Annotated in this window: 13 protein-coding genes; 9 read left to right on the top strand and 4 right to left on the bottom strand. The window is 65.5% G+C overall.

The genetic code is table 11. The annotated features are described in order from the left end of the window. Nucleotides 1-12 precede the first annotated feature (12 nt). On the bottom strand, nt 13-342 hold the full coding sequence (locus AB0366_RS07960; protein WP_094612013.1) for a YnfA family protein: 330 nt from the start codon (nt 340-342) through the stop codon (nt 13-15). Between the two features lie 106 nt (nt 343-448). On the opposite strand from AB0366_RS07960, the gene phoU reads away from it, so the two are divergent. From phoU to AB0366_RS07925, 7 genes are all read left to right on the top strand, one after another. Beyond that, a complete protein-coding gene (phoU, locus tag AB0366_RS07955) occupies nt 449-1,102 on the top strand; it encodes a phosphate signaling complex protein PhoU (RefSeq protein WP_121871980.1) in 654 nt (217 codons plus the stop codon). A 37-nt stretch (nt 1,103-1,139) separates the two neighbouring features. Beyond that, on the top strand, nt 1,140-1,943 hold the full coding sequence (locus AB0366_RS07950) for a transglutaminase family protein (RefSeq protein WP_052049483.1): 804 nt from the start codon (nt 1,140-1,142) through the stop codon (nt 1,941-1,943). A gap of 251 nt (nt 1,944-2,194) precedes the next feature. Further along, nucleotides 2,195-4,918 carry a LuxR C-terminal-related transcriptional regulator gene (locus AB0366_RS07945; protein WP_366243375.1) on the top strand — a complete coding sequence of 908 codons (2,724 nt, stop codon included), beginning with the start codon at nt 2,195-2,197 and terminating at the stop codon, nt 4,916-4,918. A 38-nt stretch (nt 4,919-4,956) separates the two neighbouring features. Continuing rightward, nucleotides 4,957-5,361, top strand: coding sequence for a DUF1761 domain-containing protein (locus AB0366_RS07940; RefSeq protein WP_128645775.1), 405 nt, complete (start codon nt 4,957-4,959; stop codon nt 5,359-5,361). Between the two features lie 66 nt (nt 5,362-5,427). Further along, nucleotides 5,428-6,003 carry an HhH-GPD-type base excision DNA repair protein gene (locus AB0366_RS07935; RefSeq protein ID WP_366243374.1) on the top strand — a complete coding sequence of 192 codons (576 nt, stop codon included), beginning with the start codon at nt 5,428-5,430 and terminating at the stop codon, nt 6,001-6,003. A gap of 51 nt (nt 6,004-6,054) precedes the next feature. Further along, nucleotides 6,055-8,448, top strand: a complete 2,394-nt coding sequence (locus tag AB0366_RS07930) for a helicase-associated domain-containing protein (RefSeq protein ID WP_366243373.1) — start codon at nt 6,055-6,057, stop codon at nt 8,446-8,448. A 44-nt stretch (nt 8,449-8,492) separates the two neighbouring features. Next, the gene (locus AB0366_RS07925; protein ID WP_366243372.1) at nt 8,493-10,778 is read left to right on the top strand and encodes a DNA polymerase III subunit gamma and tau; all 2,286 of its coding nucleotides are present in this window, start codon (nt 8,493-8,495) and stop codon (nt 10,776-10,778) included. A gap of 3 nt (nt 10,779-10,781) precedes the next feature. Here the strand turns inward: AB0366_RS07925 and AB0366_RS07920 are convergent, their stop codons facing one another. Beyond that, on the bottom strand, nt 10,782-11,018 hold the full coding sequence (locus tag AB0366_RS07920; RefSeq protein WP_366243371.1) for a hypothetical protein: 237 nt from the start codon (nt 11,016-11,018) through the stop codon (nt 10,782-10,784). Between the two features lie 233 nt (nt 11,019-11,251). Here AB0366_RS07920 and AB0366_RS07915 point away from each other — a divergent pair, with 233 nt between their 5' ends. Together AB0366_RS07915 and AB0366_RS07910 are read left to right on the top strand one after the other, a co-directional pair. Further along, entirely contained in the window at nt 11,252-12,463 is a 1,212-nt protein-coding gene (locus AB0366_RS07915; RefSeq protein WP_121872908.1) for an acetyl-CoA C-acetyltransferase, read from the top strand. A gap of 9 nt (nt 12,464-12,472) precedes the next feature. Next, nucleotides 12,473-14,608, top strand: a complete 2,136-nt coding sequence (locus tag AB0366_RS07910; protein ID WP_366243370.1) for a 3-hydroxyacyl-CoA dehydrogenase NAD-binding domain-containing protein — start codon at nt 12,473-12,475, stop codon at nt 14,606-14,608. A gap of 59 nt (nt 14,609-14,667) precedes the next feature. On the opposite strand, the gene AB0366_RS07905 is transcribed toward AB0366_RS07910, so the two are convergent. Beyond that, nucleotides 14,668-15,330: a GntR family transcriptional regulator gene (locus tag AB0366_RS07905; RefSeq protein ID WP_187298609.1), complete on the bottom strand. Its 663-nt coding sequence runs from the start codon at nt 15,328-15,330 to the stop codon at nt 14,668-14,670. Between the two features lie 12 nt (nt 15,331-15,342). Beyond that, the gene (locus AB0366_RS07900) at nt 15,343-16,515 is read right to left on the bottom strand and encodes a cation:proton antiporter (protein ID WP_366243369.1); all 1,173 of its coding nucleotides are present in this window, start codon (nt 16,513-16,515) and stop codon (nt 15,343-15,345) included. Nucleotides 16,516-16,523 lie beyond the last annotated feature (8 nt).

The following is a 16,523-nucleotide window of genomic DNA, read 5'->3' as shown; positions in this document are numbered from 1 at the left end:
GGTCCGCGCAGCTCAGCGCGGGCCGTACATGATCACCGCGACGCCGATCAGCGCGATCGACGATCCGGCGATGTCCCAGCGATCGGGCCGGAAGCCGTCGGCCACCATCGCCCACAGCAGTGATCCCGCGACGAACACACCGCCGTATGCCGCCAGGATCCGACCGAAATTGGCGTCGGGCTGTAGCGTCGCCACGAAACCGTAGGCACCGAGGGCGATCACGCCCGCTCCCGCCCAGAGCCACCCGCGATGCTCGCGGATTCCCTGCCACACCAGCCATGCCCCACCTATCTCGAACACGGCTGCCACCGCGAACAGCATGACCGACTTCACAATGTTCATGCGACAAAGGCTCCCACAGTGCCGACCTGGTGTAGAAGGATGCATTCGGGGGTAACAGACCTACAGGCCCCGCGTCGTGGGCCGATTCGGTAGGGGTGAGTAGTACATGCGGGACGTTTACACCGAGACACTCGATACGTTGGCGTCGAACCTGTCCGATATGTCGAAGATTGCCGAAAAAGCAATGGTCGACGCCACCCGAGCTTTGCTGACCGCCGACATCGTCCTGGCCGAGCAGACCATCGAATACCGCGAAGAGATCGACATCCTCGCCGTCGAGTGGGAGCACGGAGCGTTCGGCTTCCTGGCCCTGCAGGCACCCGTTGCCCACGATCTACGACGCGTCGTCTCCGGAATCAACATCGTCGCCGACCTGCAGCGAATGGGCGGCCTGGCCGTGCACATCGCCGAACTGGCCCGTCGTCGCCACCCCGCGCACGTGCTGCCGCCCGAGGTCGAGGGAGTGTTCGAGCAGATGGGTCGAGTTGCCGTCGCGCAGGCCGAGGCGACGCAACGCGTACTGGAAACCCGGGACGCCGAACTCGCCGCCGACCTGCGAATCCAGGATCAGGAAATGGACGCACTGCACCGCAGCCTGTTCATGCTGACTTCTGCACCCGACTGGCCGCACGGCGTGCCGGCCGCAGTGGACATCACGCTGCTCGGACGCTTCTACGAGCGATACTCCGACCACACCGTCGAGGTCGCCAAACGAGTCATCTTCCTGGTGACCGGCGATCGCCCCACCGACGAGTCATAGTCTGCGCGAACGGCTCGAAGATGGCAGGATCGGCACGATGAAACGTGACGTCTCTGCGTACCTCGATGTCGACGTGACCGAGGCCAGCACCCTCGAGTTCCAGATCGCAATCGCACCTCATCCAGGAACCGATGTGTGGGAAGCGCTCTCGTTCACACTCGACGGTCAGCCGATCGAGGCGCAGGAGATCAGCGGTGCTCACGGCACTCGCATCCACAAGATTCACGCCGACGTCGGCAAGCTCGAGGCGTCGTACTCGGCGACCATCTACGGCAACACCGAGCCTGCACCGGTCTCCGATTACGACCTCTCTTTGTACCTGCGGCCCAGTCGATACTCCGAGGCGGACAAGTTCTTCGGTTTCGCGGCAACGGAATTCGGTTCCTACCCGCCGTCCGAAAAACTGCTCGCCGAGGTCTCGTCCTGGGTCGGGGCGCGGCTGAGCTACGTCCCGGGCAGCAGCGACCCCATCGACGGCGCCGTCGACACCCTCCTCGCCGGTGCCGGAGTCTGCCGCGACTACACCCACCTCGTGGTGGCCCTGCTGCGTGCGGTCAACGTCCCCGCGCGCCTGGTCGCGGTGTACGCACCGGGCTGCGACCCCATGGACTTCCACGCGGTCGCCGAAGCATTCGTCGAAGGCCAATGGCGAGTGGTGGACGCGACGTGCCTCGCACCTCGATCGACCCTGGTGCGCATCGCCACCGGACGCGACGCATCCGACACCGCCTTCCTCGACAACCACGGCGGATCGATCATCCTCAACAGCGCCGTCGTCGGAGCCGTCGTCGACGGTCCACTGCCCTTCGACGACATCACCCAGTTGGTGTCGATCACCTGACCGGTCCCTTGTGAGGTAATCGCGTCGGCTGTTCCCTAGGGCGCTCTCGCACGACGGTTCGACCGAAGATAGGGAACTCGTCCGATGTGTGGACGGTGCGGCGGAGCCAGAGTGAGTTCCATGCACTCCACCTACGATGCCCTGGCCGATCATGAACGTCGTGTTGCCGATTCGCTGCGAGCGTACGACCGCCGAGTGCGCAGGCGCGCACAGAACGACCGCCGGCCACGAGCGCGGCGTAGTTTGTTGGCGTGGCTCGCACTCTGATCGGACGGGGCGCCGAACTTGCAGCGCTCGAACAGGTCGTCGCCGATGCTGCCCGAGGCGTACCTGCCGCGGCCGTCGTGTCCGGTGACGCCGGTGTCGGCAAAACGCGACTGCTGGCAGAACTGCGGCGCAATGCGGAAGCACGCGGAACTCAGGTACTGGTCGGGCGGTGCTTGGACCTCGGTGAGGTCGGTATTCCGTATCTCGCGTTCACCGAATTGTTCGGTCCACTCCAACACACCACACGGACCGAACTGTTCGATGCTGCCCTCGTCGCGCTGACTGCAGCCGGGGCCGACCGCTCGGCGCTCCTCATCGTCGAGGATGCGCACTGGGCGGACACCTCCACCCGTGAGCTCATGACATTTCTGCTGTCGAGACTCGCGAAAACGCATGTTTCCTTGGTGATCTCGTATCGTAGTGACGATTTGCATCGCAAACACCCACTCCGACAGTCGCTCTCCGAGTGGACACGTCTGAGCTACGTCCGTCGAGTCGATCTGACGGCTCTCGACGCCGAATCGTCGTATCGCCTCCTCGATTCGCTTCCCGTAGCAACGGATGTGGCATCCCGGGACGTCATCGTGGAGCGATCGGGCGGCAACCCTTTTTTCATCGAAGAACTCGTATCTGCCGGCCAGCGTCCCGGATCGTCGATTCCGCCGGGCCTTGCCGAGCTACTGCTGGTCCGGCTCGACGCCTTGTCGCCCACGGCGAAGTCGGTAGCGGAAACGATGGCGGTGGGTGGCCCCCGCGTCGCGCACGAGGTTCTGGCAGCGGTGACCGGTCTGGACGAAGACCGGCTCGAAGACGTGATCCGCGAGATCGTCGACGCCCGACTCGTGGAGACCACCGACTTCTACTACGTCTTTCGCCACGCGCTCCTGGCCGAGGCCATCTACGACGACGTCCTGCCCGGTCGTCGTGCGAGGTTGCACGCTACTTTCGTCGACACGCTCACCGAACACCGACATCGTGGCGCTGCCGCGGATCTGGCTCGACACGCAGGATTGGCCCACGATCTGCCGAAGGCGTTCAGAGCCCACGTCGATGCGGGCCGCGAGGCGATGTCGCTGGCTGCTCCTGCTGAGGCCATGGCTCATCTCGCCGCCGCCCTGGAACTGCGACAGCCGCAATGGGAGCCGACGGAAACGGCTTTGGTGTTGGAATACGCGTTGGCGTCGACGACAGCAGGGCAGGACCTGCGGGCGCTCTCCGTCGTCCGTGCCGAACTGGAACGGGGTGGGGATGCGTTGACGATCCCTGAGCGACTCGATTTGTTGCACGCCGAGGCGACATCGGCTCTGGCGATCGAACGTGAGGATTCGGCCCTGGCGGCCGTCGAGCAGGCTTTGATCATCGCGGACGCGGAGGAATTCGCCCCATGGAGAGTGCAATTGACCGCTCTCGGTGCACGGATAACCGATTCGTTGGGCAGGGAAGATCAGTCACTCGCCTGGGCCGAGGAATCTGTGCGTATTGCAGAGTCCCTCGGCGACCCGGGGCGGTCGGCAGATGCACGGATTACGCTGGCGCGCTTACACGGACGCCACAATGACCCCGCGGCGTCGCGCACGCTCCTCATTCGTACCGCCGCACTCGCGCGAGAAAGCGGTGACATCGGGGATCTGCTGCGCAGCAAGTTCAATCTCGGAATGGTCGAATTCGACGACGGTAATTTCCTATCGGCCCAGGAATCGTTCCAGGAGGCAGTCGAGATCGCTCGATCCACGGGCCGCCAATGGACGCCCTACGGCGTCGGGGCGCGTGTCCAGCTTGCGAACGTGCGCTACTACTCGGGTGACTGGATGCTGGCCCTTGCCGACCTGGCTCAGATCGAGTCGGCCGCACCACCTTTGGGTTCGGCCGAGCAACTGTGCGCAGGATTTCAGATTCGAGCCGCAATCGGGGACGAGGAACTCACGGCCGACATCGAACGCGTTCGACCCTTCGAATCTCAGGATGGCTTCATCACGATTCTGACGAGCGCAGCTGTTGCCTATACAGCGTTGTGCAACGGGCGGTTCGCCGAAGTGATCACCTGCCTCGAAGCCGCTGTCGCCACCGTGGGCGCGCAATGGCACAACCCATGGTTCGGGGGACGCATCAGATTGTCGGTACTGGCGATGGAAGCGGCGCGCCGCGGGTCGACCGTCATCGGTGCTCAGGCCGCACTGGAAATCGGATCACGCCTGCACTCCGACATCGAACGCACAGCGAGTTCCAGCCCGTCCTACGGTTGGGAGTCGACCGCATGGATACTGCGAGGCGAGGCCGAGTTGGGTCACCTGCGTCTCAACTGCGGATACGGGCATGCTGCCTCGGTAGTGGCGGCATGGCGTGCGGCCGTGGACGCGTTCGCAATTCAGCCGTTCGAGCGTGCCCGTGCACTGCAGTCGCTATCCGAAGCCCTCGAGGCCGCAGGTGACCGGTCGGCAGCCGCACACGCGGCCGATGAGGCCATCGCGATCTACGACAGACTCGGGGCCACCGTGAGGCTCGGCGATGCGCGTCGGCCCGTGGGTGCGGACCTGTTGACTCGTCGTGAGTGGGACGTTCTGGAACTCCTCGGCGAGGGATGCACCAACAAGCAGATCGCGGAGCGACTCGTGATCAGCGTCAAGACCGTCAGCGTGCACGTGTCGAATGTCTTGACCAAACTCGGAGCCCAGAACCGCACGGAAGCAGCGCGCTTCGCGACACGATGAACGAGACGTGTGGAGCTTGTTCGAACAAGGGGGAGCACATGGAACTGAATTGGCTCGGCGTAGTGCTCGCAATCGTGGCAGGCATGGGTGTAGCCGGCATCTGGTACGGCAAGGTCTTCGTTGCCCCGTGGTGGCAACTGACCGGCATCACCCCGCAACAGTCCAAGAATGCCAGCACAAGAAACATGGTGCAGCTTCTTGTCGCCAACAGCATCACTGCCGTGGGTCTGGCAATCGCCATCAGCGTTGCATCGTCGGCTTTCGAGAATGAATCGGTCTGGGTCGCAGTGCTCGTCGGCCTGGTCACGTGGATAGCGTTCTCGGCGACGACGTTGCTTCAGCACAATGCCTTCGAGCTGAAACCCCCCAAGCTGACGCTCATCAACTGCAGCTATCAGCTGGTGTCGTTTCTCGCCATGTCGCTGGTGATCTGGCTGGTGTGAAGGAGTGCATACGGTTCTGTAGCGCCCCGGTCACAGATCGACATCCACCGTGGCAGGATCGATCGCATGTCTCGCACACTGCACCTCGTCGGCGACCCTGAGGCCGACGCACTGCTCGCCGAGGATCCGTTCGCACTGCTGATCGGCATGCTGCTCGATCAGCAGGTGCCGATGGAATCGGCGTTCGCTGGCCCGAAGAAGCTCGTCGACCGTCTCGGCGACCTGAAGGTCGACACCGTCGCCGACACCGATCCCGAGGAATTCGCTGCCTTGTGCGCGCAGACCCCGGCCGTCCATCGGTTCCCGGGTTCGATGGCCAAGCGCATCCAGGGGCTCGCGGCATTCCTGGTCGAGAACTACGACGGGAAGCCGCAGGAGATCTGGACTCGCGACGATCCCGACGGTGCCGAAGTGCTGAAGCGACTCAAGGCCCTCCCCGGCTACGGCGATCAGAAGGCTCGCATCTTTCTTGCACTGCTCGGCAAGCAGATGGGCGTCACGCCCGACGGGTGGCGCAAGGCCGCCGGAGCGTACGGCGACGACGGTGCGCGTCGATCCATCGCCGACGTGGTGGACGAGAAATCGCTGCTCGAGGTGCGCGAGTTCAAGAAGGCAGCGAAAGCCGCAGCCAAGAACAAATAAGTCTGTCGGTGCCGGTCGTTACAGTGACCAGAACTTTCACCGGGGGGCGAGATGACCGACAGTATCGGGACGTACGAGGGCTGGCTGGCGTCTCTCGACGAGGACGCACTGACCGATCTGCTGCACCGTCGGCCGGACGTGGCCACCGACCCGCCACCGCGCTCGTTCGGCTTGCTCGCGCAGCTGCTCGGTGCACCGGCTCGGGTGTCGATGCTGCCGCGTCGACTCGACAGCGGCTCGCTCGTTCTGCTCGAATTGTTCGCGCTCATGGGCGATCTGAGCCGCGCCGAGATCGGGCACTGGGCGAGTGAGGGATCGATCAACGAGACGCCGCACATCGATGCAGCTCTCACGACCCTGACGGCCCACGGATTGATCTGGCCGCACTCCTCACCCGGCGCCGGCACCGTCGAATATTCACCCATCGATCTGTCCGGGGTGTTCTCGCATCCCTTCGGACTTGCTCGTAGACAACGAAAGCTGTTCCTGCACTGCGCCGTCGAGCAGGACAGGCTGGCCGTGCTGTCGATCCTCGGTATCGATCCGGCGCTCGAGCGAGGGGCGCGCGCAGACGCCGTTGCGGCTGCGATGACGCCCGAACGCATCAGGGCGCTGTTCGACGGCGGGCCCGAGGAGATGCGAGAGATGTTGTCTCGCTTCGTCGATGGCAAGCCGGTGTCACTGATCTTCGATATTCCTCCGAGCGCGGGGACGCCCGCCTTCGAGCGGGGATTGTTGTATCGACTGGACGGGCACCGCGTCGAGATGCCGTTGGAGGTGAGCATCGCACTGCGAGGGGACGGGTGGCGTCTGCCCATCGAACTCACGCCTCCGACACTCGACACCCGCGTGCTCTCACACGACGACGTGCGGCGCAACCGTTCCATCGCCCTGCTGCAGTTCTGTGAACACACGCAGGCGTTGCTGACGGCCGTCGACGCCGACGGCCTGACGATGATGAAGACCGGTGGCATCAGTGCCAAGGCGCTTCGAACGCTGACGAGCAGGCTGGGATTCGCCGACGAACACGACACCGCGTTGATGCTGATGCTGGCACGCGAAGCCGGGCTGCTCGCCGAACGCGGGAAGACCGGCGTCGCGTTGACCTCGGCGTACGAGACATGGCGGACGAGCAGCCGAGCCGAACAGGCAGCCACGCTGGTGACCGCGTGGTGGACTTCGCCGTTCACGCCCACCCACCGAGTGCCCCGTGCGTCGCAGAAAACCGTTCCCGTGCTCAAGAAGATGCTCGACGACCCCGCTGCAGCCGACCTGCGCGCGACGGCGCTGACAGCTCTGCTCCGATACGAGGCCGCCGACTCGCCGGTGACGATTCTGCACAGTTCCGAGGAGTTCGCCGGGTACCTGGACTGGCACATCCCGGTCGTCTCGACGAGCGCCGGACCCGGTCACGTGCACGCGCTGTGGCTGGAGGCCGGTCGGCTCGGGATACTGGCCGACGGTGCACCGACCGATCTGTGCCGCACTCTCGTCGAGTTCCCCGCGGGTCGAGACGGCGACCCTCGCGAAATCCGTGCGGCACTGGCCGCACAGTTGCAGGACATGGCCGAGTGGGTTCCGTTCTCCGTTCGGCTGTTGCCCGATTCCACGGCGGTGGTGACCGGACCGCCCAGTACCGAAGTGGCGTCGATACTCGGCGCGTCCGCGCAGCCCGAGTCCAGAGAGGTGGCGTCGGTCTGGCGGTTCACCCCGACGACCATCCGAGGCTTCTTCGACACCGGCGGCACCGGCGAGGAGTTGATCGATGCGTTGACCGCGATGGCCGACACCGACGTGCCTCAGGCGCTGAGCTACACGATTCGAGACTGCTGGCGCACTTACGGCGCGCTGGCCGTGCGCAGGATCCCCTGCGCCATCGTCTCCGAGGACGTCGTCCTGCTGACGAACATCGAGAGCGACGAGTCCCTGGCCGTACTGCAGTTCCAGCGCCTCGCTCCCACCGTCCTGGTCAGTTCGGCCACGCCGATCGACACCATCGCCGTGCTTCGCAGGCACGGATACTCCCCGGTGCGGCACTCCGACACCGGGCAACTCCAACTCGACAGCGCACCTCGGATCCGTGCGGGGGATACCCGGTCGACGCATCGTGCCGTCCACCCGGCACGGCACCGACGCGAACCACGCGAGCTCGCGCGGCTCCTGCTGGCCGGCAGCAGCGGAACCGTCGACGAGGCACGAGTGCGGTCTGCATTGGATTCGCACAGCAGGCTGCTGCCGCGGGAGCTGGATCTGTTGACCGACGCCGCAGCGCGCGGCACCCCTGTCTCGATCGACTACCAGAACTCCAGGGGAGCCATCGTGCGGCACGCGATCTCGGATGCGCTGCAGGACGGCCATTGGCTGTACGCGCTCTCGGAATCGACCGGCACCCGCGAGAGCTTCGCCATCATGAACATCAGAGCGGTATCCACCGGCCAACGATGACCGGCGATGCAACTGTGTCCGTGGTCGCCGGTACCCTTTCGGGCGTGGCCCTCTACCGGAAGTACCGTCCTGCGACGTTCGCCGAGGTCGTCGGTCAGGAGCACGTCACCGAGCCGATCAGCGTGGCGTTGGACAGCAACAGAATCAACCACGCCTACCTCTTCTCCGGGCCGCGCGGCTGCGGAAAGACCTCCTCGGCGCGCATCCTCGCCCGATCGCTGAACTGCGCCGAAGGTCCGACGTCGACGCCCTGCGGCGTCTGCAACTCCTGCGTCGCCCTCGCCCCAGGCGGACCCGGCAACTTCGATGTCGTCGAGATGGACGCGGCCAGCCACGGTGGCGTCGACGATGCGCGAGATCTGCGAGACAAGGCCGTGTACGCCCCGGCCGAATCGCGCTACGTCATCTTCATCATCGACGAGGCACACATGGTGACCCCGGCAGGCTTCAACGCGCTGCTCAAGGTCGTCGAGGAACCGCCCGAGCACCTCGTCTTCATCTTCGCGACCACCGAGCCCGAGAAGGTGCTCCCCACCATCCGCTCGCGTACCCACCACTACCCGTTCCGGCTGCTCGCGCCCTCGACGATGCGCGTTCTGCTGGAGAAGATCTGCGGCCAGGAACAGGTCCCGGTCGAGGACGCGGTCTACCCGTTGGTCATCCGCGCCGGCGGCGGTTCGCCCCGTGACTCGCTCAGCGTCATGGATCAGCTCTTGGCCGGAGCCGGGCCCGAGGGCGTCACGTACCCGCGAGCACTCTCGCTCCTCGGCGTCACCGACGTCGCACTCATCGACGAGGCTGTCGACGCATTGGCCGCAGGCGATGGCGGCGCACTGTTCGGCACCGTCGACAAGGTGATGGACGCGGGCCACGACCCACGCCGCTTCGCCATCGACCTCCTCGATCGCATGCGCGATCTGATCCTGATGAAGGCCGTGCCCGACGCCGGAGAACGCGGTCTGGTCGACGTGCCGGGCGACGTACTCGAGCGACTGCGTGACGAAGCCGATCTGCTCGGCTCTGCGACGCTGACTCGGTACGCCGAGATCGTGCACTCGGGACTCGGCGAGATGCGCGGTGCCACGGCCCCGCGGCTGCTGCTCGAAGTGATGTGCGCCCGCATGCTGCTGCCCTCTGCTTCCGACGCGGAATCGGCGGTGCTGCAACGACTCGAACGCGTCGAACGCCGCTTGGACGTCACCCTTCCGGCGGGAGAGCAAGCAGCCGTCGCCCAGGCAGCCGCGGATCCGACGCGACCGCAGCTGCAACCCACCGAGGAACCAGCACCCTCGGGTCCGGCACCGGTGAACAAGTTCCAGCGGCCGTCGCAACGCCCACCGGCCGCAGAGCCGGCAGCCGCCGCACCAGCTGCTCCGGTAGCGCCCGCACCCGCTGCGTCTGCTCCCACACCGGCACCGGCACCGGAGCCCGCCCGGCCCGAGCCAGCTCCGACACCCGAGCCGACGCCGGAACCCGAGCCCACACCCGTGCCCGCTCCGACGCCGGAACCCGAGCCTGCTCCCGCACCCGAGTCAACCCCGCAACCCGAATCTGCACCGGAACCCGTTCCAGCGCAACAGGACTCGGTACCCGCCGCCTCGGTGGCTCACGAGGATTTTCCGCCGGAGCCCGAGGACGATTACGGCCCCGAGCCGGATCCGGTGTTCGAGTCGGAACCGGAACCCGTGGCGGCCCCCGCCGCCGCGTCGAGCGAGCCCGACGCAGCCGCGGTTCGAGCGGTGTGGTCCGAGGTGCGCACGAAGGTACGAGACCGGAGCCGCACCGTCGAGGTGATGCTCTCCGGTGCCTCGGTGCGCGCCGTCGAGAACGGCACCATCACGCTCGGCCACGACTCGGCACCGTTGGCCAAACGGCTCGAGGAACCCCGCAACGCCGACGTCATTCGCGACGCTCTGCGTGACGTCTTCGGCGTCGAATGGTCGGTGGTGTGCCTGGTAGGTGCGGCGGCACCACCGGAACAGTCATCAGCAAAAAAAGATGAACCGGCAGCGAAACCCGCGTCGCTGCCGAAGTTCTCGAGGCCGAGCCAGGCAGGGGCTCCCCGTCCCACGTCGGACGGTTTCGGATCAGCGGGCGACGGATCCTCGACCGGCATCGGGGCGGACGACATTCCGATGCCCGAAGCGCCGGACTATCCCGACGAGCCCGAGCCGGTAGGCCCACCGCCGCCGGAGACCCCGGAGGACGAGGAAGAGCTGCTCAAGGCCGCGGCCGAGCCCGCCGATCCGACGGTTCGCCGCGACCCGGAAACCGTCGCGATGGAGCTGTTGGTCAGCGAACTGGGAGCAGTACCGCTCAAAGAGATCTGAGCGTCAACCGACGCTGAGGTCCTCGTTGTCCGCGAACACCAAGCGACCACTGTCGAGTGCCACGGCCCAACGCCGTGCCACCGCCCAGTCCCGCGAGGTGGTGTCGGCTGTCTGGACACCGAAGTCCTCGACGATCGCCCCGGTCTCGTAGGCGTCCTGACCGGCCTTGTCGTCTGTGCCGGTTGAGTGGATGCGTACTTTGACGCGAGCGCCCACGGTCAGTTCGTTGTCGGTTTCCATGGTGGGTCTTCTTCCGCGCTCGGTAGATCTGATCTATCGGAGTGTCCCATGCCGACTTCGTTCAAACCTGAACCTCCGCGTCGGTCATGGACCACGCTCGTTTCGGTCCTTATGTCGGATCTACCCGCGGCTCTACTGTGGCATGAGCTGAGGTCTGTTGTGGCCTCGCACCGATGCGGTCGGCCACCACTGCGACCGCGAGAAGATCGAGTATCTGGAAGGAACTGCGCGCTGTGACTACAGAGGCATTCATTTACGAGGCCATCAGGACTCCCCGAGGTAAGGGAAAGAACGGCTCCCTGCATTCGGTGAAGCCGATTTCCCTGGTGACGGGCCTGATCGACGAGCTTCGTCGACGTTTCCCCGACATGGACGAGAACCGGATCTCCGATCTGATCCTCGGCGTGGTCTCACCCGTCGGAGATCAGGGTGCGGACATCGCGCGCACGGCAGTGCTCGCGGCGAAGATGCCCGACACCGTCGGCGGCTTCCAGCTCAACCGCTTCTGCGCGTCCGGTCTCGAGGCCGTCAACCTGGCTGCGCAGAAGGTGCGCTCGGGCTGGGACGAGCTCGTCATCGCCGGTGGCGTCGAGTCGATGTCGCGCGTGCCGATGGGCAGCGACGGCGGCGCGTGGGCCATGGACCCCGTCACCAACTACGACACCTACTTCGCCCCACAGGGCATCGGTGCCGATCTCATCGCGACGATCGAGGGGTTCAGCCGCGAAGACGTCGACGCATACGCCGTCCAGTCCCAGGAGCGCGCCGCAGCGGCGTGGTCCGGTGGCTACTTCGCCAAGTCCGTCGTTCCGGTGACGGATCAGAACGGCCTTCTCATCCTCGATCAGGACGAGCACATGCGTCCTGGCACGACGGTCGAGTCCCTCGGCAAGCTGAACCCGGCCTTCACCGGTATCGCGGCCATGGGCGGATTCGACGACGTCGCGCTGCAGAAGTACCACTGGGTCGAGAAGATCGATCACGTGCACACGGGCGGTAACAGCTCCGGCATCGTCGACGGCGCAGCACTTGTCCTCGTCGGCAGCGAGCAGGCCGGTAAGGACCTGAACCTGGTGCCGAGGGCGCGCATCGTCGCGACCGCCACCAGTGGTGCCGACACGACCATCATGCTGACCGGGCCCACCCCGGCGTCGAAGAAGGTTCTCGCAACCGCGGGCCTGACCGTCGACGACATCGATCTCTTCGAGCTCAACGAGGCATTCGCCTCCGTCGTGTTGCGCTTCCAGAAGGATCTGAACATCCCGAACGAGAAGCTCAACGTCAACGGCGGTGCCATCGCCATGGGCCACCCGCTGGGAGCGACCGGAGCGATGATCACCGGCACCGTGCTCGACGAGCTCGAGCGCCGCGGCGGCCGGTACGCCTTGATCACCCTGTGCATCGGCGGCGGCATGGGCGTCGCCACCATCATCGAGCGAGTCTGAGGTATTACGATGTCTGACAACATGATTCAGTGGGACCAGGACGCCGACGGTATCGTCGTTCTGACGATGGACGACCCCAACCAGGGTGCCAACACGATGAACCAGCTGTACAAGGATTCGATGGGAGCGACCGTCGACCGCCTCGAGGCCGAGGTCGATTCCATCACCGGCGTCGTGCTCACGTCCGCCAAGAAGACGTTCTTCGCAGGCGGCGATCTGCACACCCTCATCGCCGCTCAGCCCGAGGACGCCCAGCGGGTGTTCGACGAGGTCCAGGAAGTCAAGAGCCAGCTGCGTCGGATCGAGAAGCTCGGTAAGCCCGTCGTATCCGCCATCAACGGCGCTGCACTCGGCGGCGGACTCGAGATCGCCCTCGCGACGCATCACCGCATCGCGGCCGATGTTCCCGGTGTCCAGATCGGTCTGCCCGAGGTCTCGCTGGGCCTGCTGCCCGGCGGCGGTGGCGTTGCCCGCATCACGCGACTGCTCGGCATCCAGACCGGCTTCATGACCGTCCTCGCCCAGGGCACCCGGTTCCGTCCGGCGAAGGCTCTCGAGATCGGTCTTGTTCACGAGTTGGTCGGCAGCATCGACGAATTGGTGCCCACCGCCAAGGCGTGGATCAAGGCCAACCCCGAGGGCGGCGTCGCACCGTGGGACGTCAAGGGCTACAAGATCCCCGGCGGCACGCCGTCGAATCCGAAGCTCGCACAGATCCTGCCTGCGTTCCCGTCCAACCTGCGCAAGCAGATCAAGGGCGCACCGATGCCGGCTCCGCGTGCGATTCTCGCGGCTGCTGTCGAAGGTGCGCAGGTCGATTTCGACAACGCGTGCACCATCGAGTCGCGCTACTTCACCGAGCTGGTCACCGGCCTGGTGTCCAAGAACATGATTCAGGCGTTCTTCTTCGACCTGCAGGCGATCAACGCCGGCAAGTCCCGTCCCGACGGCATCGAGAAGACCACCTTCACCAAGGTCGCGGTTCTCGGCGCGGGCATGATGGGCGCGGGCATCGCGTACGTGTGTGCCAAGGCCGGAATCGACGTGGTGCTCAAGGACGTTGCCCTCGAGTCGGCGCAGAAGGGCAAGGCGTACTCCGAGGCCATCGAAGCCAAAGCGCTCTCGCGTGGCAAGACCACCCAGGAGAAGTCCGACGCCCTGCTCGCGCGTATCCACCCGACGGCCGATGCGAAGGACGTCGAAGGCGCTGACCTCGTCATCGAGGCCGTCTTCGAGTCGGAAGAGCTGAAGCAGAAGGTGTTCCAGGAGATCGAGGACCTCGTCGATCCGACGGCGCTGCTCGGTTCCAACACCTCGACGCTGCCCATCACGAGCCTCGCTCAGGGCATCAAGCGTCAGGAAGACTTCATCGGAATCCACTTCTTCTCGCCCGTGGACAAGATGCCGCTGGTGGAGATCATTCGCGGCGAGAAGACGTCGGATGCGGCCTTGGCCAAGGCATTCGACCTGGTACAGCTCATCAAGAAGACCCCGATCGTCGTCAACGACAGCCGTGGCTTCTTCACCTCGCGCGTCATCGGCACGTTCATCAACGAGGCCATTGCGATGCTGGGCGAGGGCGTCGAGCCGTCGACCATCGAGCAGGCCGGTCTGCAGGCCGGCTACCCGGCTGCGCCGCTGCAGCTTTCGGACGAGCTCACGCTCAACCTGATGCAGAAGATCCGCAAGGAGACCTACGACGCCATCAAGGCTGCCGGCGGAACTCCGCCGGAGGATCCGGCCGGTGAGGTCATCGACAAGATGGTCGACGAGTTCGAGCGTCCGTCGAAGGCCAAGGGTGCGGGCTTCTACGAGTACGAGGACGGCAAGCGCGCCGGCCTGTGGCCCGGACTGCGTGATGCGTTCAAGTCGGGCTCGGCGGACATCCCGTTCGAGGACCTCAAGGAACGCATGCTGTTCATCGAGGCCATCGAGACGCAGAAGTGCTTCGACGAGGGTGTGCTGAACACCACCGCCGATGCCAACATCGGCTCGATCTTCGGCATCGGCTTCCCCGCTTGGACCGGAGGCGTGCACCAGTACGTCGTCGGCTACCCGGGAGGTCAGGCCGGATTCGTCACTCGTGCAGACGAATTGGCCAAGAAGTACGGCGAGCGCTTTCAGGTTCCCGCCTCGCTGCGCTGACCCCATGTGAACGGAACTTCGTAGCCCACTACAAAGTTTCGCTCACATGCGCGTAGCGCTCAACCGCGATGCGCGATCAACCTCTCGGCGCCGTCTGTGAATTGTTGCTTCATCAATTCGCAGGCGGCGTCGATGTCGTTTCGAATGAGTGCCTCGATGAGTTCCTCGTGGTTGCGCACCGTCGCTCGGCCCCAGTCGCGGTCGGTGGCGTAGAGGCGGGTGGGTGTGTAGCGGGTGGCGTTGTTGAGAAACCACGCCAGTTTCGCGGATTCGGCGAGTCGGTTGAGGACGCGGTGGAACTCGAACTCGCAGTTCTCGACGTCCTCCGGCTTTCCGTTCTCGACGGCGATCGACAGTGCTGCGGTGAGTTCGGCGAGCCGGTCGAGTTCGGCCTCGGTGATCTTCGGCGCAGCGCGGCGAACCAGCTCGACGGCGATCCGCCCCTGCAGCCAGAAGATGTCGACGATGTCGTTCGGCGTCAGCGGCGAGACCTTGTATCCGCGATGCGGGACCAGCTCGACGATGCCCTCACCCCGCAGCGTCAGCAGTGCCTCGCGGACCGGAGTGACGCTCACTCCGAGTTCGGCGGCCGTCTCGTCGAGTCGGATGAAGTCTCCCGGACTCACTTCGCCGGACATGACGAGGTGCCGGACGTGGCTGGCCACCTCCTCCGACAGCTGCGGCCGTCGGCGCAGAACCGATGCTCGACGCTTGTCCACCATCCCGAAAGCCAATCACACGGCGGGCTTCGCGCGCAGGAGGACCTGCGCGACCGGTTCGACGACTCGAGCGGCAATGGGCCCCAGGATTGCCATCAGCAGCACGTATGCCGTCGCCAGAGCCGCGAGCTCGCCCTCCACCGCGCCTGCGGCCACGGCCAGCCCGGCGATGACGATGGAGAACTCGCCGCGTGCCACCAGCGCCGCGCCGGCACGCAGGCGGCCCGGTCGGCCGATGCCCTGACGCCGGGCCGCCCACCAACCCGTCGCGATCTTCGTGGCCGCGGTGGCGAATGCCAACACGACGGCCCAGCCCAGCACCGGTGGGATGGTCGCGGGGTCGGTGGCGAGTCCGAACACCACGAAGAACATCGCTGCGAACAGGTCGCGGAGGGGTTCGAGTACGCGGGTGGCGTTGGCGGCCGTCGAGCCGGAGATCGCGATGCCGAGCAGGAACGCGCCGACGGCGGCCGAGACCTGCAGTTCCGACGCGATGCCCGCCACCAGTAGGGCAGCGCCGAGGACGTTGAGCAACATGACCTCGCGGTCTTTGCTGTCGAGCAATGCGGAGACCGAACTGCCGTAGCGCAGAGCGACGACCAGGACGATCGTGACGACCAGTAGAGATATCCCGAGAGCTTCGAGCCCGCCGAGGAAGCTGGCCCCCATCAGAACGGTGGTGAGGATGGGCAGGTAGACGGCCATCGCGAGGTCCTCGAACACCAGAATGGACAGCACGATGGGGGTTTCGCGGTTGCCGAGTCGGCCCAGGTCGGTGAGGACCTTGGCGATGATGCCCGAGGACGAGATGTAGGTGACACCGCCCATCACCAGCGCCCCGACGCCGCCCCAGCCGAGCAGCAGTGCGACGACTGCGCCCGGGGTGAAGTTCAGGACGATGTCGACCAGCCCGGCCATCCAGGAGCGGCGCAGTCCGGTGACGAGTTCGGTGGCGGTGTACTCGAGTCCGAGCAGGAGCAGCAGAAGGACGACGCCGATTTCGCTGGCGAGTTCACTGAACTCGTCGATGCCGCCGAGGGTGACGATGCCGCCGTTGCCGAAGGCGAGACCGGCGAGCAGATAGAACGGAATGGGGGAGACACCGAACTTGCCTGCAACGCGTGCCAGTAGGCCGAGGACGAAGAACACCGCTCCCAGTTCGGTGAGAGCGAGTGCAGTCTCGGCCACCGGTCAGT

This window comes from Rhodococcus sp. NPDC076796, from assembly GCF_040702765.1.
Classification (GTDB): Bacteria; Actinomycetota; Actinomycetes; order Mycobacteriales; family Mycobacteriaceae; genus Rhodococcoides.
The sequence above is the reverse complement of the archived record's forward strand: the minus strand, read 5'-3'. Positions and strand labels throughout refer to the sequence as shown.

Coding starts and splice junctions, on each gene's coding strand:
- AB0366_RS07960 (WP_094612013.1), bottom strand. CDS start 342: ATGAACATTGTGAAGTCGGTCATGCTGTTCGCGGTGGCAGCCGTGTTC.
- phoU (WP_121871980.1), top strand. CDS start 449: ATGCGGGACGTTTACACCGAGACACTCGATACGTTGGCGTCGAACCTG.
- AB0366_RS07950 (WP_052049483.1), top strand. CDS start 1,140: ATGAAACGTGACGTCTCTGCGTACCTCGATGTCGACGTGACCGAGGCC.
- AB0366_RS07940 (WP_128645775.1), top strand. CDS start 4,957: ATGGAACTGAATTGGCTCGGCGTAGTGCTCGCAATCGTGGCAGGCATG.
- AB0366_RS07935 (WP_366243374.1), top strand. CDS start 5,428: ATGTCTCGCACACTGCACCTCGTCGGCGACCCTGAGGCCGACGCACTG.
- AB0366_RS07930 (WP_366243373.1), top strand. CDS start 6,055: ATGACCGACAGTATCGGGACGTACGAGGGCTGGCTGGCGTCTCTCGAC.
- AB0366_RS07920 (WP_366243371.1), bottom strand. CDS start 11,018: ATGGAAACCGACAACGAACTGACCGTGGGCGCTCGCGTCAAAGTACGC.
- AB0366_RS07910 (WP_366243370.1), top strand. CDS start 12,473: ATGTCTGACAACATGATTCAGTGGGACCAGGACGCCGACGGTATCGTC.
- AB0366_RS07905 (WP_187298609.1), bottom strand. CDS start 15,330: ATGGTGGACAAGCGTCGAGCATCGGTTCTGCGCCGACGGCCGCAGCTG.